The 20,643-nt window shown below is 72.0% G+C and carries 16 protein-coding genes; 10 read left to right on the forward strand and 6 right to left on the reverse strand.

Going from position 1 to position 20,643, the window contains the following annotated elements; genetic code table 11:
• Positions 1-228 precede the first annotated feature (228 nt).
• Positions 229-1,413 carry a DUF4192 domain-containing protein gene (locus tag LL648_RS26425; RefSeq protein WP_232665429.1) on the forward strand — a complete coding sequence of 395 codons (1,185 nt, stop codon included), beginning with the start codon at positions 229-231 and terminating at the stop codon, positions 1,411-1,413.
• A gap of 23 nt (positions 1,414-1,436) precedes the next feature.
• Here the strand turns inward: LL648_RS26425 and galE are convergent, their stop codons facing one another.
• Both galE and LL648_RS26435 read right to left on the reverse strand, forming a co-directional pair.
• Positions 1,437-2,399: a UDP-glucose 4-epimerase GalE gene (galE, locus tag LL648_RS26430; protein ID WP_232665430.1), complete on the reverse strand. Its 963-nt coding sequence runs from the start codon at positions 2,397-2,399 to the stop codon at positions 1,437-1,439.
• 111 nt (positions 2,400-2,510) lie between these two features.
• The gene (locus LL648_RS26435; protein WP_232665431.1) at positions 2,511-3,248 is read right to left on the reverse strand and encodes a metal-dependent transcriptional regulator; all 738 of its coding nucleotides are present in this window, start codon (positions 3,246-3,248) and stop codon (positions 2,511-2,513) included.
• Between the two features lie 81 nt (positions 3,249-3,329).
• Here LL648_RS26435 and LL648_RS26440 point away from each other — a divergent pair, with 81 nt between their 5' ends.
• The 3 genes from LL648_RS26440 to LL648_RS26450 are packed head-to-tail and all read left to right on the forward strand — an operon-like array spanning position 3,330 to position 8,163.
• Complete coding sequence (locus LL648_RS26440) at positions 3,330-4,241, forward strand: sulfurtransferase (RefSeq protein WP_232665432.1); 912 nt, start codon at positions 3,330-3,332, stop codon at positions 4,239-4,241.
• An 11-nt stretch (positions 4,242-4,252) separates the two neighbouring features.
• Complete coding sequence (locus LL648_RS26445; RefSeq protein ID WP_232665433.1) at positions 4,253-5,422, forward strand: acetoin utilization protein AcuC; 1,170 nt, start codon at positions 4,253-4,255, stop codon at positions 5,420-5,422.
• 20 nt (positions 5,423-5,442) lie between these two features.
• Positions 5,443-8,163 carry a bifunctional acetate--CoA ligase family protein/GNAT family N-acetyltransferase gene (locus LL648_RS26450; protein ID WP_232665434.1) on the forward strand — a complete coding sequence of 907 codons (2,721 nt, stop codon included), beginning with the start codon at positions 5,443-5,445 and terminating at the stop codon, positions 8,161-8,163.
• A gap of 31 nt (positions 8,164-8,194) precedes the next feature.
• Here the strand turns inward: LL648_RS26450 and LL648_RS26455 are convergent, their stop codons facing one another.
• Positions 8,195-9,841: a fumarate hydratase gene (locus LL648_RS26455; RefSeq protein ID WP_232665435.1), complete on the reverse strand. Its 1,647-nt coding sequence runs from the start codon at positions 9,839-9,841 to the stop codon at positions 8,195-8,197.
• Positions 9,842-10,071: 230 nt separating this feature from the next.
• Between LL648_RS26455 and LL648_RS26460 the strand changes: the two genes are divergently transcribed.
• The 4 genes from LL648_RS26460 (at position 10,072) to LL648_RS26475 (ending at position 15,532) form a co-directional block, all read left to right on the forward strand.
• On the forward strand, positions 10,072-12,417 hold the full coding sequence (locus tag LL648_RS26460; RefSeq protein WP_232665436.1) for a xanthine dehydrogenase family protein molybdopterin-binding subunit: 2,346 nt from the start codon (positions 10,072-10,074) through the stop codon (positions 12,415-12,417).
• Positions 12,418-12,501: 84 nt separating this feature from the next.
• Positions 12,502-13,335 carry a fumarylacetoacetate hydrolase family protein gene (locus LL648_RS26465; RefSeq protein WP_232665437.1) on the forward strand — a complete coding sequence of 278 codons (834 nt, stop codon included), beginning with the start codon at positions 12,502-12,504 and terminating at the stop codon, positions 13,333-13,335.
• Positions 13,332-14,087, forward strand: a complete 756-nt coding sequence (locus LL648_RS26470; RefSeq protein ID WP_232665438.1) for a maleylpyruvate isomerase family mycothiol-dependent enzyme — start codon at positions 13,332-13,334, stop codon at positions 14,085-14,087. The genes LL648_RS26465 and LL648_RS26470 overlap by 4 nt, the downstream gene beginning before the upstream one ends.
• A gap of 32 nt (positions 14,088-14,119) precedes the next feature.
• On the forward strand, positions 14,120-15,532 hold the full coding sequence (locus tag LL648_RS26475) for an RNB domain-containing ribonuclease (RefSeq protein WP_232665439.1): 1,413 nt from the start codon (positions 14,120-14,122) through the stop codon (positions 15,530-15,532).
• Positions 15,533-15,746: 214 nt separating this feature from the next.
• Here LL648_RS26475 and LL648_RS26480 read toward each other — a convergent pair whose 3' ends face one another.
• Positions 15,747-16,310, reverse strand: coding sequence for a nitroreductase family protein (locus LL648_RS26480; protein ID WP_232665440.1), 564 nt, complete (start codon positions 16,308-16,310; stop codon positions 15,747-15,749).
• Positions 16,311-16,383: 73 nt separating this feature from the next.
• Between LL648_RS26480 and LL648_RS26485 the strand changes: the two genes are divergently transcribed.
• Complete coding sequence (locus LL648_RS26485; protein ID WP_232665441.1) at positions 16,384-17,487, forward strand: glutamate-cysteine ligase family protein; 1,104 nt, start codon at positions 16,384-16,386, stop codon at positions 17,485-17,487.
• A 101-nt stretch (positions 17,488-17,588) separates the two neighbouring features.
• Here the strand turns inward: LL648_RS26485 and panB are convergent, their stop codons facing one another.
• Together panB and LL648_RS26495 are read right to left on the reverse strand one after the other, a co-directional pair.
• A complete protein-coding gene (gene panB, locus LL648_RS26490; RefSeq protein ID WP_232665442.1) occupies positions 17,589-18,467 on the reverse strand; it encodes a 3-methyl-2-oxobutanoate hydroxymethyltransferase in 879 nt (292 codons plus the stop codon).
• Between the two features lie 141 nt (positions 18,468-18,608).
• A complete protein-coding gene (locus tag LL648_RS26495; protein ID WP_232665443.1) occupies positions 18,609-20,075 on the reverse strand; it encodes an MFS transporter in 1,467 nt (488 codons plus the stop codon).
• Between the two features lie 54 nt (positions 20,076-20,129).
• Here LL648_RS26495 and soxR point away from each other — a divergent pair, with 54 nt between their 5' ends.
• On the forward strand, positions 20,130-20,615 hold the full coding sequence (gene soxR / locus LL648_RS26500; protein ID WP_232665444.1) for a redox-sensitive transcriptional activator SoxR: 486 nt from the start codon (positions 20,130-20,132) through the stop codon (positions 20,613-20,615).
• Positions 20,616-20,643 lie beyond the last annotated feature (28 nt).

Genomic DNA, 20,643 nt, shown 5'->3' on the forward strand with positions numbered 1-20,643 from the left:
CCCCACGAGCGGCGGCCCGCTCGGTGCACCCGTGCACAGCGTTGCGGCGCGGGCGGCGCCCGGCAAGCCGAGCAGATTAACAGTGGGCTACGACAGAACCACCGTCTCGACCGTCACTGCCGGCAGCTGTCCACATCGGCCCCCTCCTGCACACCCTCAAGACGATTTGTCCACACCCGAATGGAGCAATGCCCCCGCGCCTCTCCGCCCCCGCCCCACGATTGCGGCATGCCCACTCCCCGCCACCCAGGCCAGATCACCAGTCGATGCGCACCGGAGCGCGGAGCGCCGTTACCCGAGAGCGAGCCGGTCACGGCCCGGCTCCGAGATCCCGGCGAGCTCGCCGCCGTCATCCCGATGCTGCTCGGCTACCACCCGAGCGAATCCCTTGTCGTCGTCGCCTTCGGCGGGCGCTCCGGCAACCGGATCGGGCTGACCGCACGTGCCGACCTGCCTGAGCCACCTGAGTACTCCGAGCTCGCCGACGAGGTCGCGTGCAGCATGCTGCACGATTCGCCGGCCGGCGCCGCGGTGGTCGTCGTGTCGTCGGAGGGCCGCGGATCGCCGCCGCACCGTCGGTTGGTCGACCACGTCCGCAGCCGTCTCGACGACCTCGGCATCGAGGTGCGCCTGGCGATCCACGTCCAGCACACCGGCATCGGCGCACCGTGGAGGTGCTACGGGCCGTGCCGGTGCGGCGGGGTCCTCCCGGATCCGGCCGACACACCGTTCGCCGCCGCCGTGGATGGTCGCGACAAGATCATCCATCCGGATCGGACCGCGTTGGAGCACATCGTCCAGCCGGCCGACCCGCTCCGCATCCGGCGGCGCGAGCTGCTCCTGATCGACGCCGCCGACGCCGAGATCGCCGGCACCGGCATCGTCACCGGTGGCGATCGCTCGCCGATCGTGCTGCCTGTGATCGACCCGGATATCGGCATCGCCGCGCTCGACACCGCGATCGCCGAGATGGCCGAGACAGCCGAGGCGGATTCGATGAGCATCGAGATGAGCGCCGAGATGAGCGCCGCGGCGAGTGCCCTGCCGGTGCTCGATGATCACACGGTGCTGGCGCTCGCCACGGCGCTGATGCTGCCGGAGGTGTACGACGCGGCGGTGCTGCGCTGCCTCGGCCACGACGCGGATGTGGTCGAGATGCTGTGGGCGGCGCTGACGAGGGAGATGCCCGATCCCGAGGCCGCCGAGCCGGCCGGGCTGCTCGTGTTCTCCGCGATGCTGCGCGGCGACATCACACTCGCGAGGATCGCGCTCGACCGGGTGGATTCGGCGTGGCCCGGGTACCCGCGCGCCCAGTTCCTGCGGGTGATGGTCGAGTCCGCATTGCGGCCCTCCGCCGTGCGGGCGTGTGCCGGGGCGCTGCTGAGCGACGAGCACGCCGGGCCGACGTCATGATCGGCGTGCGGTCGGCGTGGAGTTCAGGAGGCGCTGTGCTCCTGCGTGAAGCGCCAGGCGTCGCCGACGATCGTCGTGATCTCCGTGCGTTCCGGTCGCCAACCGAGCTCGGCCATGGCGGCGTCGCTGGAGGCGATCAGCACGGCGGGATCGCCTTCGCGCCGGGGCGCCGCGACCGCGGGGATCGGGTGCCCGGTCACCGTGCGGCAGGCGTCGATCACCTCACGCACCGAGAAGCCGGCGCCGCTGCCGAGGTTGTACACGGCGTGGGCGCCCGCAGCGGCCTTTTCGAGCGCGAGGAGGTGCGCGGCGGCGAGGTCGTCCACGTGGATGTAGTCGCGCACGCACGTGCCGTCCGGTGTGGGCCAGTCGTCCCCGTAGATCTGCACCGCCTCGCGCTTTCCCGCCGCGACCTGCAGCACGAGCGGGATGAGATGGGTCTCCACGGCGTGGCGCTCGCCGAACCGGCCATGCGCACCCGCGACGTTGAAGTAGCGCAGGCTCACCGCGGCCAGCCCGTGCGCCGCGGCGTACGAGCTGATCATGTGGTCGATCGCGAGCTTGCTGGCGCCGTAGGGGTTCGTGGGCAGGGTGGGTGCGTCCTCGCGGATCGGCACCTGCTCGGGCTGCCCGTACGTCGCGGCGGTCGAGGAGAAGACCAGCCGCGGCGTCCCGTGTCGGCGGATCGCCTCGAGCAGCCGCAAGGTCGCGACGACGTTGCCGGTCCAGTAGCGCTCGGGATGCGCGACCGATTCACCGACCAGCGAGCGCGCCGCGAAGTGCAGCACACCGTCGAACCCGTCGGCGAGCAGCTCGTCCGAAGCCTCCGCGAGATCGCCCTTGACGAGTTCGGCGCCCTCCGGCACGGCGTCAGCGTGCCCCGTCGAGAGGTCGTCGAGGACGGTCACGGTGTGGCCGGCTGCGAGGAGGTGGGCGGTGCACACGCTCCCCACATAGCCGGCTCCGCCGGTCACGAGCAACTTCACGCTGGGCTCTCCTCCGTGACGACGGTACGTGCCACTACCGTCTCACGGCCGGCGGAGGTCCACACAGGAAGGTGGCCGAGGCGACGGGCGACGGCCCCGAGGAAGGTCGGGTCAGCGAGCGCGAACCAGCACGGCGTGTGCGATCAGCGGTGCGACCGCCGAGGCGGCGGAGTCGAGGGCGGAGTCGAGCGCGGCGACCGGCACGGCGTCGCCGAACCGGGCGATCGCGGTGACCTCGACATCGCTGCCCGGGACGATGCCCGCGCCCTTCAGCTCGGCCATCAGCTCGGTGTCCATCTGCACGTGCTCGGCGATGCGGCGCACCTCCACCCGGCCACCGCCGCGACGAGCGAACTCGTCGAGCCGCTGCAGGCCGACCTCCAGTGCCGGCGGCGCCGAGGCGCTGGCGCCCGGACCGGCGTCGGGTGCGCGGCTGAGCTCGTCGAGGCCGGGGATCGGGTTGCCGTAAGGCGAGATCGTCGGGTTGTCGAGCAGCTGGACGAGCTTGCGCTCCACCGCGTCGCTCATGACGTGCTCCCAGCGGCACGCTTCGGCGTGTACGAGCTCCCACTCGAGCCCGATCACATCGGTGAGCAGCCGCTCCGCCAGCCGGTGCTTGCGCATGACGGAGACAGCGCGGGCCCGGCCGCTCTCGGTCAGCTCGAGGTGGCGGTCGCCGGCCACGACGAGCAGCCCGTCGCGCTCCATCCTGGCCACCGTCTGGCTGACGGTCGGACCGCTTTGTCCGAGCCGTTCCGCGATACGTGCGCGCAGGGGTACCACACCCTCTTCCTCCAGCTCGTAAATCGTCCGGAGGTACATCTCGGTGGTATCGATGAGCTCATTCACGCGTACAGCCCTTTCGTCAAGCCCCCATCCTATCCGGAGAACACCTCGCAGGTCGCGCGCCATACCCGGCAGGATGTGCCGGTGACGACTCGGAAGGCACCCCCGCTCGGCCCCTTGATCGGCGCGGCGGATCTGGCTGCGGAAATCGATCGTTCGAACCCGCCGGAACCGCTCGTCGTGCTTGATGTCCGCTACCGGCTCGGCGGGCCGCCCGGCCGAGTCGACCACGAGACCGCGCACGTTCCTGGAGCGGTGTTCGTGGACCTGGACACCGAGCTCGCGGGCACGCCCGGCGCCGGCGGCCGGCACCCGCTGCCCGAGTCCGAGGCGCTGCAGGCCGTCCTGCGCGGCGCGGGGGTGCAGGGCACCAGCCGGGTCGTCGTGTACGACGACAGCAACGGCTCCGCGGCCGCCCGCGCGTGGTGGCTGCTGCGCTGGGCCGGGCTCGCCCCCGATCAGGCGCTGGTGCTCGACGGCGGGTTCGACGGCTGGGTCGCCGCGGGACTGCCCACCACGGCGGAGCCGTCGAGCCCGCCGGCGGGCGACGTCGTGGTGCGGCCGGGTGGCATGCCGGTGCTCGACGCCGAGTCCGCCGCCGGGCTCGCCCGCAGCGGTGTGCTGCTCGACGCCAGGGCAGCAGCCCGCTACCGGGGCGAGACCGAGCCCATCGACCCGGTCGCCGGGCACGTGCCGGGCGCACGCAACTTGCCCTTCACCGATCTCACCGGGCCCGACGGGCACTGGGCCGAGCCGAAGGCGGTGGCCGGGCTGTTCGCCGAGCACGGTCTGGGCCAGGGTCCGGGTTCGCCCGACGACACCGGGCCCGAGGTGGGCGCCTACTGCGGCTCCGGCGTCACCGCGGCCACGCTGGTGCTCGCCGCGGAGTACTCCGGGATCCGCCCGCCCACGGCGCCGATGGCGCTGTACGTGGGGTCGTGGTCGAACTGGGTCGCCGATCCCGCGCGGCCGGTGTCCACCGGCCCGACCCCGTAGGGTCGCCGGACATGAGCCCCCGATCGGCGGTCGTGTGGACACCGGATTTCCTCGGCTACGACCTCGGCGACGACCATCCCCTCGATCCCGTCCGGCTCGATCTCACGATGCGCCTGGCCACCGGTCTGGGCGTGCTCGAAGGTGTTGATCCGCTCGTCCCCACCCAGGCACCCGACGAAGAGGTGCAGCGGGTGCACGTGCCCTCCTACATCTCGGCCGTCAAGTCGGCGCCGGAGAGCCCGTTCGGTGTCGGCCACGGCCTCGGCACCGAGGACAACCCGATCTTCTTCCACATGCACGAGGCCAGCGCGCTCGTCTGCGGCGGGTCGCTTCTCGCGGCGAAGGAGATCGCCGAGGGTCGAGCGGATCGTGCGGTCAACATCGCCGGTGGCCTGCACCACGCCATGGCCGACCACGCGGCCGGGTTCTGCGTCTACAACGACTGCGCGGTGGCGATCTCCTGGCTGCTCGACAACGGGTTCGAGCGCATCGCCTACATCGACGTCGACGTGCACCACGGCGACGGCGTGCAGGCGGCGTTCTACAGCGATCCGCGGGTGCTCACGATCTCGATGCACCAGCACCCGATGACGCTGTGGCCGGGCACGGGGTGGCCAGCCGAATACGGCACGGGCGCGGGCGCCGGCTACGCCGTGAACGTGCCGCTGCCGCCCGGCACACCCGACGCGGGCTGGTTGCGGGCGTTCCACGCCGTCGTGCCGTCGCTGCTGACGGCGTTCCGGCCGCAGGTGCTGGTCACCCAGTGCGGGGTCGACACGCACGCGGAGGACCCGCTGGCCAGCCTGGGACTCTCGGTCGACGGCCACCGCGCGATCTACCGGGCGCTGCGCGAGCTGGCCGAACACACCGCGGGTGGCAAGTGGTTGGCCGTCGGCGGCGGCGGATACGGCCTGTTCCGGGTGGTGCCGCGCTCCTGGACCCATCTGGTTGCGACCGTGCTCGACCGCGACATCGAGCCGAACCGGCCGCTTCCCGCCGGATGGGTCGCACACACGGCGGGGCTCACCGGCCAGGTGCTGCCCACGTCGATGACCGACGGCCGCGACCCCAGCCACCAGCCGTGGAGCGAGGGAGCCGACCGCGTCGACACTGCCGTGCTGGAGACGCGGCGTGCGGTCTTCCCGCTCCACGGGCTCGACCCCGACGATCCGCGCGACTGACCGGGGAGCCGGAACCAGCCATGGACGAGCAGCCGAGCGTCGACCAGCCGAGCGCCGACCAGCCGAGCGCCGACCCGCCGGTCGCGGCGTACCCGCGGCACTGGGAGGCCGACATCGTCGCCTCCGACGGCGGTGTCGTGCACCTGCGCCCGATCCTCCCGAGCGACGGCGACGCGCTGCTCCGGTTCCACGCCAGCCTGTCCGAACGCACGCGATACCTGCGGTTCTTCGGGCCCTACCCACGCATCCCGCCGCGTGATCTCGAGCGGTTCACGACCGTCGACCACCACGCGCGGGTCGCGTTCGTGTGCCTGCTCGGCGACGAGATCATCGCCGTCGGCCGGTACGAGGGACTCCTGCCGCAGGGCGCGCCGGCTGGGTCGGTCCCGGAGTCCGCCGAGGTCGCGTTCGTGGCCCGCGACGAGCACCAGGGCAGGGGATTGGGCTCGATCCTGCTGGAGCACCTCGCGGCCGCCGCGCGGGAGAACGGCGTCCGCCGGTTCGAGGCCGAGGTGCTGGTCGAGAACCACCAGATGGTGCGGGTGTTCCGGCAGGCCGGCTACCAGGTGAGCAGGGCGTTCGCCGAAGGTGTCCTGCACCTGGAGTTCGACGTCGACCCCACCGAGCGCTCGCTCGTCGTCCGCGACTCCCGCGAGCAGCGCGCGGAGGCACGCAGCGTGCACAACGTGCTGCACCCGTCGTCGGTCGCGGTGATCGGGGCGTCCACCGATCCGTCCAAGATCGGCCACGCGGTGCTGGCGAACCTGCTGCGCGGCAACTTCACCGGACCGGTGTTCCCGGTCAACCCCGATGCCCGATCGGTCCGGGGCGTGCGGGCCTACGCGTCGGTCACCGAGATCCCCGACGAGGTCGACCTCGCCGTCGTCGCGGTGCCCGCCGCCGGCATCGACGACGTCATGGACTCGTGCCTGGAGAAGGGGGTGAAGGCGCTGGTCGTCGTCAGCGCGGGCTTCGCCGACGCGGGGGAGGGCGGGACGGTCGCTGAACGCAGGCTGGTGAGCGAGGCGAGGTCGCACGGGATGCGCGTGGTCGGGCCCAATGCGCTCGGGGTGGTCAACACCGCACCCGACGTACGGCTCAACGCCACACTCGCCCCGGAGGTGCCAGCGCGTGGCCGCGTCGGGTTCTTCTCCCAGTCCGGTGCGCTGGGCATCGCCATCCTGGCCGCGGCGAAGGAGCGGGGTCTGGGGCTCTCGACGTTCGTCTCCGCCGGCAACCGGGCCGACGTCTCGGGCAACGACCTCTTGCAGTACTGGCAGACCGACAGCGGCACCGATGTCGTGCTGCTCTACCTGGAGACTTTCGGCAACCCGCGCAAGTTCGCCCGCCTCGCCCGGCGCCTGGCCCGGACCAAACCGATCGTGGCGGTGAAGAGCGGTCGGCACTCCGGCCCCACGTCAGCGCTCGCCGCCAGCGCTGCCCCGATCGACGACGCGAGCGTGCGCGCGCTCTTCGAACAGGCCGGTGTGATCAGGGTCGACACGCTCTCCGAGCTGTTCGACACCGCGTTGCTGCTGTCCACCCAGCCGCTGCCGGCCGGCCCGCGCGTCGCGGTCGTCGGCAACTCCAGCGCGCTCGGGTTGCTGGTGGCCGATGCGCTGCTCGACGAGGGGATGGAGCTCGCCGGCAAACCGGTCGACGTCGGCGCCGCGGCCACGCCGGAGGAGTTCGCGACGGCGGTCGGCAAGGCGGTCGCGGAGGAGTCGACCGACGCACTGGTCACGGTGTTCGTGCCGCCGGTCGCGACACCCGGAGCGGCGTACGCCCGCGCGTTGCGTGAGTCGGCCGCGGAGTCGGCGAAGCCGATCGTCGCAGTGTTCCTCGCGGCGGAGGGGGTGCCGGCGGAGCTGGCGGTGCCGGCCGGCGACGGGTCGCCCGGCCACGGATCTGTGCCCAGCTACCCGAGCCCCGAACGGGCCGCCGCGGCGCTGGCCAGGGTGAGCCGGTACGCACGTTGGCGTTCCCGCCCGATGGGGGAGTTCGTCACCCCCGAGGGCGTCGACACCGAGCGGGCCCGCTCGCTCGTCGCAGCGATGGGCATCACGCAACGACGTTCGCTCACCGACGCCGAGATCCTGGATCTGCTCGCCTGCTATGGCATCCCTGTCGCCGAGTTCCGGCAGGTCGGCTCGGCCGAGTCAGCCGTGGCCGCCGCGACCGAGCTGGGATACCCGGTGGCGGTGAAGGCGGTCGGCGACCGGTGGCGCCACCGCAGCGACCTCGTCGGTGTCCGGCTCGATGTCGCCGGGCCCGCTGAGGTCGAGCGCGCCCACGCCGACATCGCCAGGTTGACGGGCAGCACCGAGGTCTACGTCCAGCGCATGGTCCCCAGAGGGGTGTCGTGCGTGCTGGAGATCGTCGACGACCCATCGTTCGGCTCGCTGCTGTCGTTCGGTCTGTCCGGTGTGGCGACGGAGCTGCTGGGCGACCGCGCGTTCCGCGTCGTCCCGGTGTCCGACCAGGATGCAGCCGCGCTGGTCAGGGCGCCGCGCGCGGCCCCACTGCTGGCCGGTTATCGGGGCGCCGAGCCGACCAGGCTCGACGCGCTGGAGGAGCTGGTGCTGCGGGTCGGCAAGATCGCGGAGGATCTGCCGGAGGTCCGCTCGCTCGCCCTCGACCCGGTGCTGGCCTCCGCGGAGGGTGTTTACGTCACCGGAGCGCGTGTTGCGCTGGGCCCGCCACCGACCCGCGACGACGGCGGCCCTCGCCGCCTGCGCTGAGCTGTGCCTGGCTGAGCTCGACCCTCGGGGGTCAGCGGCGGAAGCTCACCTGCAGCGTCGGCTCGCTGACACCGGCGAAGAAGTCGTTGCCCTTGTCGTCGACCACGACGAAGGCGGGGAAGTCGGCGACCTCGATCTTCCAGACCGCCTCCATGCCGAGCTCGGGGTACTCGAGCACCTCGACCTTGCGGATGCAGTCCTGGGCGAGCCGGGCGGCGGGCCCGCCGATCGAGCCGAGGTAGAAGCCGCCGTAAGTTGCGCACGACGTGGTGACCTGCTTCGAGCGGTTGCCCTTGGCGAGCATCACGAGCGAGCCGCCGGCCGCTTGGAACTGCTCGACGTAGGAGTCCATCCGCCCTGCCGTCGTCGGGCCGAATGAGCCCGAGGCGTACCCGGCGGGCGTCTTGGCCGGGCCGGCGTAGTAGACGGGGTGTTCACGCAGGTACTGCGGCATCGGCTCGCCGGCCTCCAGCCGCTCCGCGATCTTCGCGTGGGCGATGTCGCGGGCGACCACGAGCGGCCCGGTCAGCGAGACCCTCGTCTTCACCGGCAGCGCCGAGAGCTGGGCCCGGATCTCGTCCATCGGCCGGTTCAGGTCGACCTGCACGACCTCCTCCGGGAGGTCCTCCGAGGTGGTCTCCGGCAGGAAGCGGGCGGGGTCGCGCTCGAGCTGCTCGAGGAAGACACCCTCGGCGGTGATCTTGGCCTTGGCCTGCCGGTCGGCAGAGCACGAGACCGCGATGCCGACGGGCAGCGAGGCGCCGTGGCGAGGCAGTCGGATCACTCGCACGTCGTGGCAGAAGTACTTGCCGCCGAACTGCGCGCCGATGCCGAACTGGCGCGTCAGCTCCAGCACCTGCTGCTCGAGATCGCGGTCGCGGAACGCGTGCCCCAGCTCGGAACCCGCCTCCGGGAGTGTGTCGAGGTACCGGGCGGACGCCAGCTTCGCGACCTTGAGCGTGTACTCCGCCGACATCCCGCCGACCACGATCGCCAGGTGGTAGGGCGGGCAGGCCGCGGTGCCCAGCGAGCGCAGCTTCTCGTCGAGGAACGACGCCAGCTTCTTCGGGTTCAGCAGCGCCTTCGTCTCCTGGTAGAGGAAGGTCTTGTTCGCCGAACCGCCGCCTTTGGCCATGACCAGGAACTCGTACTTCGGCTCCTGCCCGGGCACGGAGTAGAGCTCCACCTGCGCCGGGAGGTTCGTGCCGGTGTTGCGCTCGTCCCAGAACGACGTCGGCGCCATCTGCGAGTAGCGCAGGTTGAGCGAGTCGTACGCCTCGAAGATCCCGCGGGAGATCGACTCCTCGTCGGTGCCACCGGTCAGCACCGTCTCGGTGCGCTTGCCCACCACGATCGCGGTGCCGGTGTCCTGGCACATCGGCAGCACCCCACCGGCGGAGACGCAGGCGTTGCGCAGCAGGTCCGTCGCGACGAACCGGTCGTTCGCGGACGCCTCCGGGTCGTCGATGATCGCGCGCAGCTGGGCGAGGTGCGACGGGCGCAGCATGTGCTGGATGTCGTGCACGGCCTCGCGGACCAGCGAGGTGATCGTCGCGGGATCGATCTGGAGGAACCGGCGGCCGGCTGCCTCGACGACCGCGCCCGGGGCGAGGTCGAGGCGGCGGTACTCGGTGTTGTCGGGGCCGAGCGGGAGGACATCCGTGTGGTGGAACGGCACGCTCGGACGGTACCGCTCCCGCGGGCCCGCCCGCCTGCTCGGGCCGCTCGCGGCAAGCCAGCCGGAATGGTCGGGAGGCCGGACCGGCCCCCGACCAGTCCGACCTCCCGGGGAACGCGTGGTCCGGCCGGGCCGTCCGCGCGTGGTCTCCGGCAAGGACCCTGTCCTTCCGCGCGGCTCTCGTCAACTCGTGGCGAGACGTCGGATGACTGAGGACGTAGGGTCGGAACATGCCTGGATCGATCCTCGGTACCTCCGTCCGCCGTGTCGAAGACCGCGACCTGATCACCGGTGCGAGCACCTTCGTCGGCAATCTCTCGCTCGAGGGCGTGCTGCACCTCGCGTTCGTCCGTTCCCCGTTCGCGCATGCCCGGGTCACCGGCATCGACACGGCGGAGGCTGCTGCCGCGCCCGGTGTCGTTGCCGTCCATACCGCGGCCGAACTCGACCTGCCGGCCCACCACGGCCTGATGGTCGTCAACGAGAACGTCCCGCGACCTCCGCTCGCGACCGACCGGGTTCGGTTCGTCGGCGAGGCAGTGGCCGTGATCGTCGCGGAGTCCAAGGCCGCCGCCGTGGATGCCGCCGAGCTGGTCGAGGTCGACTACGACCCGCTGCCGGCGGTTGTCGACATGGAGGAGGCGCTGGCGCCGGATGCGCCACTGCAGTTCCCCGAACTGGGCACCAACCTCGCGAGCGGGGAGCGGTCCGATGTGGATGCGCTCGGCGACGCCGAGGTCGTCGTGCGGGCGCGGATGGTCAACCAGCGTGTCGCGGTGATGCCGATGGAGGGCAACGCGATCGCCGTGCGGCCCGAGGAGTCCGGTGGGCTCACCATCTGGGTGTCCACCCAGATGCCGCACGCCTTCCAGGCCCAGGCCGCGAGCCTCTTCGGCATCGAGCGCGACGACGTCCGCGTGATCGCTCCGCACGTCGGGGGCGGGTTCGGTGGCAAGGCCGGCATGCTTGCCGAGCACACTGCCGCGGTCGGCGTCGCGCGGGCGCTGGGCCGACCGGTCACGTGGGTCGAGAGCCGGTCGGAGAACCTCGTCTCGATGCCGCACGGCCGTGGCCAGGTCGCGTACTACGAGCTCGGCCTCACCCGCGACGGCGCGATCACCGGGATGCGGGCGCGGGTCGTCGGCGACTCGGGCGCGTACGCGGGGTTCGGCGGCAAGCTCGTCGATGTCTCGACCTACGTCATGGCGCAGGGTGTCTACGACATCCCGAAGATCGGTTTCGACGCCGCTGTCGCGCTGACCAACACCACGCCGATGGGCGCGTTCCGTGGCGCGGGCCGCCCCGAGGCCACCGCGCACCTCGAACGGATCATGGACATCGCTGCGGCGGAACTGGACATCGACCCGGTCGAGCTGCGCAGGCGCAACTTCATCCAGCCGACGGCGTTCCCGTTCACCACGCTGTCCGGTGCCACCTACGACGTCGGCGACTACGACCTGCCGCTCCGCGAGGCGATGCGCATCGCGGACTACGACAAGCTCCGCGAGGAGCAGGCCCGCCGCCGCGAGCAGGGTGACACCGTGCAGCTCGGCATCGGCATCGCCGTCTACGTCGAGATCACCGCCGGTGGCGGCGGCACCGAGTACGGCTCGGTCACGGTCCACGCGGACGGCTCGGCCACGATCTCCGCCGGCACCTCGGGTCACGGACAGGGGCACGCCACGGCGTTCGCGATGCTCGCGAGCGACCGGCTGGGCATCCCGATCGAGAAGATCCACTTCGTGCAGTCGGACACCGCGGTTGTGCCGCGGGGCGGCGGGACCGGCGGGTCCCGGTCGCTGCAGATGGGCGGCAACGCCGTCCGCGCTGCCGCCGACGACGTGCTCGAGCAGGCGCGGCGCCGGGCGGCGGAGATGCTGGAGGCGGCCGTCGAGGACGTCGAGTTGACCGACGACGGCGCGTTCGGCGTGGCGGGCGTCCCGGCGGTGACGCTGTCGTGGGTGCAGGTCGCGAGCAACGGCGACGAGCTCAGCGCCGGCCTCGACTTCCGCCAGAGCGATGCCACGTTCCCGTTCGGCGCACACATCTCCGTGGTCGAGGTCGATATCGAGACCGGGAAGGTTGTGCCGCTGCGGCACATCGCCGTGGACGACTGCGGGCGCGTCCTCAACCCGCTGCTCGTCGCCGGTCAGCAGCACGGCGGCCTGGCGCAAGGCGTCGCGCAGGCGCTCTACGAGGAGGTCGTGTTCGACCCCGAGGGGCAGCCGCTCACCGCGACGCTCGCCGACTACCGGATGCCGAGCGCCGCGGACCTCTTCTGGTACGAGACCGCCAACACCGAGACCCCCACACCGCTGAACCCGATCGGGGCGAAAGGCATCGGCGAGTCGGCCTCGGTCGGGTCGACCCCGGCTGTGCAGAACGCCGTCGTCGACGCGCTGCGGCCGTTCGGGGTGCGCCACGTCGACATGCCGTGCTCGCCGCAGCGGGTGTGGTCGGCGATCCGCGCGGCACAGGCCGGCGAGGACGGCCTGTGGAGGGAGCCGCCCGCGGTGTTCGACGATCTCCCGGTGCGCACCGGGAGCTCCGCCGGCGCGTCCGGCGGAGAGATCTGAGCCCGACCGGGATCGCACCGCCCCGAGATGCGGGGCGACCACCCGGTCGAGCACACTGCCGACCGTGACGAGCGAGGAGAACCGATGAGGCTGGCGACCATCCGGACGGCGACCGGTACGAGGGCGGTGCGGGTCGACCTCGGCGCTGGTACCGCCGTCGAGACGGGGGACGCCGACGTGCGGGCCCTGCTCGATCGCTCCGACTGGCCAGCGCACGCGGCCGCGGCCGCAGGCCCGTCGCACCCGGTGGAGGGCTTGGACTACGCGCCGCTCGTGCCCTCCCCCGAGAAGATCATCTGCGTCGGGTTGAACTACCGCGACCACGTCCTGGAGATGGGTCGCGACCTGCCGGACCACCCCACGCTGTTCGCGAAGTTCGCGCCGGCTCTCGTCGGGGCCAACGACGAGATCCTGCTGACCAACGAGTCGAAGCAGATCGACTACGAGGCGGAGCTGGTCGTCGTCATCGGCCGCCCGGTGCGGCACGCGACGCCGGAGCAGGCCGGCGCCGCGATCGCCGGCTACTCCGTGCTGAACGACGTGAGCGTGCGCGACTGGCAGAACCGCACGACGCAGTTCCTGCAGGGTAAGACGTTCGAGCGGTCGACCCCGCTCGGCCCGTGGCTCGTCACACCCGACGAGCTGCCCGAGGGCGGCTGGGCGATCAGCAGCGAGCTCGACGGCGAGGTGATGCAGAGCTCGAACACCGCCGAGCTGGTTTTCAACGCGGTTGATCTCGTCATCTACCTGTCGACGATCATCACGCTCAACCCGGGCGACATCATCGCGACCGGAACTCCCGGTGGGGTCGGCCACGCCCGAAAACCACCGCGCTACTTGACCGAGGGCGCGACGATCGTCACGAAGGTGGCCGGGGTGGGTGAGCTGCGCAACGTCTGTCGCGCGGAAAGCTCTTGAGCGACGTCTCAGCAGGCAAAGCCGATCCGGCACGGGCCAAACGGCTCGCCGACTCGCTCGCGTGGGCCGGTGACGGGGCAGCCCACCTGCGCGGGTTGATGACGCGGATGGGCGGCGACGCGTTCGGCGCGCCGTCGCTGCTGCCGGGATGGAGCCGGGCGCATGTGCTCACGCACATCGCGCGCGGCGCCGACAGCATGATCAACCTGCTGACCTGGGCCCGCACCGGTGTCCGGACGGCGGCGTACGAGAGCGTTGACCAGCGGGACGCCGACATCGAGGCAGGCGCGACGCGACCGCCGGCTGCGGTGTGCGACGACGTGATCACGTCGTCGGACCGGCTCGCGCAGGCGGTGCGCGTGATGCCGGCCGAGGCGTGGGCCGCGACGGTGGAGAACCTGCGGGGCAGGGAGTTCCCGGCCGTCGAGATCCCCTGGATCCGGGCGAAGGAGACCTGGATCCACTCGGTCGACCTCGACGTCGGCGCGTCGTTCAGCGACTTCCCGGCGCCGATGCTCGCGGCACTCCTCAACGACGCGTCCAGGGTGATCGCCGGCCGGCCCGGCTGCCCGTCGGTGCGGCTGATCGCGACCGACCGGCCCATGGAATGGGTGGTCGGCGACCCCGATGTCGCACAGCCGGTGCGTGGGCCGGCGGCCGAGCTGACGGCGTGGTTGCTCGGCCGCTCGCGGGGGAAGGCCCTCTCGACGACCGCCGGAAGCAAGCTGCCCTCGGTGCCGCGCTGGTTGTGACGGCGACGGGCGGGCGTGGAAAGCTCCCGCCCGTGGCTTCAGCACCCGACTTCGCGGCCGTTCGTGCCGAGTTCGCGTTGCCTGCCGGCTTCCCGCCGCCCGTATTGGCGGAGGCGGAGGCGGCATCAGCGCCGACACCGGGCCCCGAGCGGGTGGACGCGACCGACGTCGAGCTGGTGACCATCGACCCGCCCGGGTCGAAGGACCTCGACCAGGCGCTCGGGGTGGCCCGGCGCGACGACGGCTTCCGCGTGCACTACGCCATCGCCGACCTGGGCGCTGTTGTCGTGCCCGGTGGTGCGCTCGACGCCGAGGTGCGCAGGCGCGGCCAGACGATCTACCTGCCCGACGGGTCGGTTCCGCTGCACCCACCCGTGCTGTCGGAGGGTTCCGCGAGCCTGCTGCCCGACGGCCCGCGCGCCGCCGTCCTCTGGACCATCGATCTGGACGAAACGGGCGAATCGGTCAATGTCGACGTACGACGCGCGGTGGTCCGGTCGCGGGCGCGGCTCGACTACGCGGGCGTGCAGGGCGACGTCGACGCCGGCAAGCTCCACCCGGCCATCGCCGCACTGCCGGAGCTCGGACGGCTGCGCCGCGCGCTCGCGGTGGCGCGTGGTGCGATCGAGCTGGAGCTGCCCGAGCAGGAGGTTGTGCCCGACGGCGCGGGCGGCTGGACGGTGCAGGTACGCCGCAGGCTGGATGTCGAAGGGTGGAACGCGGAGATCTCGCTGCTCACGGGCATGTCCGCGGCCCGGATCATGCTTGACGCCGGGGTCGGCCTGCTGCGCACCCTGCCGGCGCCCGAGCCCGAGGCGGTGGCGGAGTTCCGGCGGACGGCACGCCGGCTCGGTGTCGAATGGCCCGACGGCGCGACGCCGGCCGAGGTGCTCGCTGCGCTGCCGCTCGACACCGCGGCCGCGCTCGCGCTGCGCCGGGCCGCGACCACGATGCTGCGCGGCGCCGGATATGCCGCGTTCGACCGTGCCGCGGGCACCCGCCCGCCCGCCGACCCCGGCCACGGCGGGATCGGCGCACCCTACGCACACGTCACGGCGCCGCTGCGGCGGCTGGCCGACCGGTTCGGCACTGAGGTGTGCCTGGCGGTCACCTCAGGCACCGAGGTTCCGGAGTGGGTGCGGGAGGCGCTGCCGACGATGCCGGAGGTGATGGCGAACTCCGACACGCTCGCCGCGAAGGTCGAGCGTGCCTGCGTCGACCGCACCGAGGCCGCGCTGCTGGTGGGGCGGATCGGTGAGCAGTTCGAGGTCGTTGTGCTGCGCGCGTCGGGGCCCGAGGGCGAGCCGGGGGAGGTCTACCTCCACGAGCCTCCGGTGCTGGCCCGTTGTACCGGCCGGCTGACGGCAGGCGAGCAGCGCAGTGTGACGCTCGCCGAGGCCGACCCGGCCACCGGCCGCATCTCCTTCACCGCGGCTCCGGACTGACGGGGTAGCGGATCGGCTCGCCGGCGCCCCGGGTACCTACGGTGTGTCCCGGTCGCGCCGTCGATTCCTCCCTTGGACGAAATCCGCGGCCGTCTGGTTCCGCTGTTCGCCGATTGGTCGGAACTTCTTCGAGGTGTGGGAGTCGCATGCCATTTTGACGGTGGGCGGCGCCGGCCGGTTCCACCGTTGAGCGCTCGGTCTTGTGAACGCCGAGTCAGTCGAGCCAGGTGACCGGCAGCGGGGTGTCGGGTCGGGGTGGGGGCGGGCCACCGGTCGGGGTGCCGAGGTAGATCCAGCCGGTGACCTCCTCGTTGTCGAGGAGGCCGAGGTGGGCGCGCACCTTCGCGGTCTCGCCGTACCACCCGGTGCGCCACATCGCACCGAAACCGCGGGCGTGCGCGGCTAGGGTCAGCCCGTGCGCGACACACGCGGCGCTGGCACGTTGCTCGGCCCAGCCGACCTTGGGATGGTCGCGGAGCACGGCGACCACCACCACGACGACGGGTGCGCGCAACGGCTTGGTGCGGGTGCGCGCCAGCTGGGTTGCGGTGACGCCCGGTTCGCGTTCGGCGTGGGCCGCGGCGAAGGACTCGCCGAGCTGGCCGAGCGCGGGGCCGTCGACGACGATGAACCGCCATGGCCGCAGCCGGCCGTGATCGGGTGCCGTCGCGGCGGCTTCGAGCAGCTCGCGCAGCTGCGGGCGGTCCGGGCCGGGGGCCACGAGCGCGGCGCGCGAGCGCCTGCTCCGCAGCACAGCCAACGGGTCGTCACCGCTCACCGCAGCCCTCCGTTCGCGTCGATGAGATAAGGCTACCCTCACACAGCGCGCTGCAATCCGAAGGGAGCCACCCGTGGCCTTGCCCGAGTTCAGGTACGGGATCGAGCACGAGCTCGCGCTCCTGCACGGCGACGGCACGTTCGCCGACTTCACGAGCGTCTCGTTCGAGGTGCTGCAGGCAGTCGTGGACGCCCTGCCGGAGGACCCTGCCGACTACCCCGACCTGCGGATCGGCGACCAGGGCATCAAGCGCAAGCGCTGGTACGTCGAGGGGTTCGAGCGTTTCGACGAGGCCGGTGACCTGCTGCGCTGCGATCCGAAAGGGCTGGAGATCCGCACCCGGATCCACGATTCGGTCGAGGCGGCCGTTGCGGCGCTGCGCGCCGACGTGGTCGCGCTCGACGCCGAGCTGGCCGCCCGCGACCTGCGTCCGTCTGTCATCGCGTTCAACCCGGTGCGGTCCGAGTACGTGATCGAGCCACCGCTCAACGAATGGGAGCGCAGCCACCGCCTCGGTTCCCCCGAGGAACGCACCGCGCACTTGCACATGACCACGTACGGGCCCGACCTCAACCTGTCGTGCGCCGGGCTCGACGCCGCCGCGCTGGTCGACGTCGGCCGAAAGCTCACCCACTACGGCCCGTGGCTCGTGCCGCTGTCGTTCTCCTCGCCGTTTCGCGACGGCCGGCCGTGGGGTGGGCTCTCGGCGCGCACGTTCGTCCGGACGGGCCTGCGACCTGCGGCGATGGTGTTCCTCGGGCCCGGCGATCCGCAGGTCGAGGCCGATCCGTCGCTCACGCAGCTCGCCCGGCTGCCCGCCGAGATCGGGCGCATCGAGTTCAAGGCGTTCGACGCCTGTCCCGACCCGGAGCTGTACGGGGAGCTGCTCAGCCTGCTCACCGGGCTCGTGCTCGACACCACCCTCGACGGGCGCCGCACGACTCCCGATGCGGCGCTGCACCAGCACACCGCCACGGTCGGGCTGGCCGATCCCGACGTGCACGCGGAGACGGGCGCCCTGCTCGACGCCGCGGCGAAGGCGCTCGCGGGGCGCGACCCCGATCTCGCCCGGCTCGACGCCCTGCGCGAGCGCTGGGCCCGCCGCGAGAGTCCCGCGACGGGGATGTTGGCCCGCTACGACGCCGGCGAGGCCGTCGCGGGCATCCGGAGGAACTGATCGGCCAGAACCCCACTGTGCAACAGAACCCGACTGTGCAAAAGGTGAGGGTGGCTCACCGCACGGGCGCGACACCTCACGCCGCGCCCGTGCGGGAGGTCTCATGAGTACGAGTGCTCTGCGGCCGGGTAGGTCCCGCCGCGCACCTCGTCACCGAACCGGACGGCTGCGTCGAGCAACGTGTCGCCCAGCGCGGCGTACTGCTTGACGAACCGCGGTGTCCGTCCGCGGTTCATGCCGGCCATGTCCGACCAGACCAGCACCTGCGCGTCGGTGTCGGGCCCGGCGCCGATCCCGATCGTCGGGATGGCCAGCTCGCCGGTGACCCGTTTCGCGACATCCGCCGGCACCATCTCGAGCACCACCGAGAACGCCCCGGCTGCCTGCACCGCTAGCGCGTCCTCCACCAGCGCGTCGGCGGCGGCACCGCGACCCTGCACGCGGTACCCGCCGAGAGCGTGCTCGCTCTGCGGGGTGAAGCCGAGGTGTGCCATCACCGGGACGCCCGCACCGACGAGCGCCTCGATCTGCGGCCCGAACCGCGCGCCGCCTTCGAGCTTCACGGCGTGCGCCCCGCCTTCCTTCATGAACCGGAACGACGTGGTGAGCGCCTGCTCGGGCCCGATCTGGTAGCTGCCGAAGGGCAGGTCGGCCACCACCAACGCGTTGCTCGTCGCCCGCACCACCGCTTTGACCAGCGGCAACAGCTCGTCGACCGTCACCGGGATCGTGGTGTCGTACCCGAGGACGTTGTTCGCGGCCGAATCGCCGACCAGCAGCACCGGGATCCCGGCCTCGTCGAAGATCTCCGCCGCGTAGCGGTCGTACGCGGTGAGCATCGGCCAGCGTTCGCCGCGTTCCTTGAGCTCGCGCAGGTGGTGGATCCGGGTGCGCTTCGGCCGGACCGTCGCGCGCGTTGCGGGTCCCGTTCGGTACGGCGCTTCGACCTCGCCGGAGTTCGGGATGGGTGTGCCGGTCATCGCCTGCCGTCCTCCCTCGAGTCCCGCCTGGCGGGTACCCGGGTGGTCAGGGAAAGTGCTGACCTGCAAAAGCGTGTCACCGGGTCGAGGGCACCTGCATCGTCGTGGGACGAGGTTCACACCACCGGGGAACGAACGGGGTCACCGTCGGGCGAGTGCGAGCACGAGCGCAGCGGTCGTGGCCATCAGCACCGCGCTGATGACGGCGGTGATCGCGAAGCCGTGGGTGAACGCGGCGCGAGCGGCGTCGAGCACGTCGGGCGCGGCGGGCAAGGCGACCGCGGCGCCGAGCGTGTCGGCGGCCGGACCTGGCAGCTGGGCCGTCTCCGGGGCCATCTCCGACCGGTACACCGCTGTGATCACGCTGCCCAGCACGGCGATCCCGAGCCCTCCACCGAGCTGCGGGGCGGTCGAAGAGATCGCCGACGCCGCTCCCGCCCGCTCCGGCGGTGCCGCCGCGACGACCATGTCGGTCGCGAGCGCCATCATCGGGCCGAGACCCGCGGAGACGACCACCGTCCCTGTGACGAGAACGGCCAGCGACCCGGCGACACCGACCTGCGTGAGGACGACGAAGCCCGCGGCGGAGAGCAGCAACCCGGCGCCGATCACGTGCTCCGCCCGGACCCGGCGCACGATCCGCGTGGCGCTGAGCGAGCCGGCGATCACCCCGATCGCGGACGGCGCCGTCCACAACCCCGCGGTGAGCGGGTCGAACCCGCGCACCAGCTGCAGGTACTGCGCGACACCGTAGTTGGTGCCCCAGAGCACGAAGATGCCGAGCGCGAGCGTCGCCGCAGCGGTGCTGAAGGTGCGGTTCGTGAACAGCCGCAGGTCGATCATCGGGTCGGCCAGCGTGTGCTGCCGTCGCACGAAGACGGCGCCGAACCCGAGCCCGGCCACCACCGCCAGCACGGAGCTCCAGGTGAGCCCGTCGGCCGCGATTTGCTTCAACCCGTAGACCACCGGCAGCACCGTCGCGAGCGACAACACCGCGCTGGTGACGTCGAGCGGCCCGGCAGTTGCGGCCCGGTGCTCCGGCAGCAGCAGCGGGCCCAGCGCCATCAGCAGCACCATCACCGGCACCGCCAGGAGGAATACCGACCCCCACCAGAAGCTCCCCAGCAGCCAGCCCCCGACCAGCGGTCCGATCGCGGTGCCGCCCGACACGCTGGCGATGATGATCCCGACCGCGACGGTGCGTTGGCGGGGATCGCGGAACATCGCGACGGCCAGCGCCAGCACCGAGGGCATCAGCGTCGAGCCTGCGACGCCCAGCAGCGCACGCACGACGATGAGGGTCTCGGCGTCCGGTGCGTACGCCGCGACCACGGAGAGCACACCGTACGCGAGCGCGCCGAACATCAGCAGCTTGCGGCGCCCGATCCGGTCGCCGAGCGCGCCCATCGCGATGAGCGAGCCCGCGAGCAGGAACGCGTAGACGTCGACGATCCAGAGCAGCTGCGCGCTGCTGGCGTGGAGCGCCCTGCCGATCGAGGGCAGCGCCAGATGCGTCACCGTCAGCTCGAGCGAGGCGAGCAGTGCGGGGAGGGCGAGCACCGCCAGGCCGATCCATTCGCGGCGGCCCGCGGTCTGCGTCGTGGTCACCGGTCGAGCATGAAACCTCGAGTATGGCTGAGGTCAAGGGATAGCATCTTCGATGTGACGAAGCCGCCGCACACCGCAACCGAACTCAGCGTCGGCCAGGTCGCCGAACGATCCGGCGTGGCGGTCTCCGCGCTGCACTTCTACGAGGAGAAGGGGCTTATCCGCAGCCGCCGCACCACCGGCAACCAGCGCCGATACACCCGCGACACGCTGCGCCGGGTCGCGTTCATCCGGGTCGCGCAGCGGGTCGGAATCCCGCTGCGGATGGTCGGCGAGGCGCTCGCAGGGCTCCCGGACGGCCGCACCCCCGACCGGGGCGACTGGGCGCGCCTCTCCGAGCAGTGGCGGGCCGAGCTGGACGTCCGGATCGACCAGCTCGTCGAGCTGCGCGACAACCTCGCCGACTGCATCGGGTGCGGCTGCCTCTCCCTCGACCGCTGCATCCTGCGCAACCGCGACGACGTGCTCGGCGACGAGGGCTACGGACCGCGCCGGCTGCTCGTCGACCCGCTCGCCGAGGAGACCCGTCGCGCGCTCTGACCGCCAACTTCCCCACCGTTTTGCCTAT

It is taken from the genome of Pseudonocardia sp. TRM90224, assembly GCF_021245725.1.
Classification (GTDB): Bacteria; Actinomycetota; Actinomycetes; order Mycobacteriales; family Pseudonocardiaceae; genus Pseudonocardia.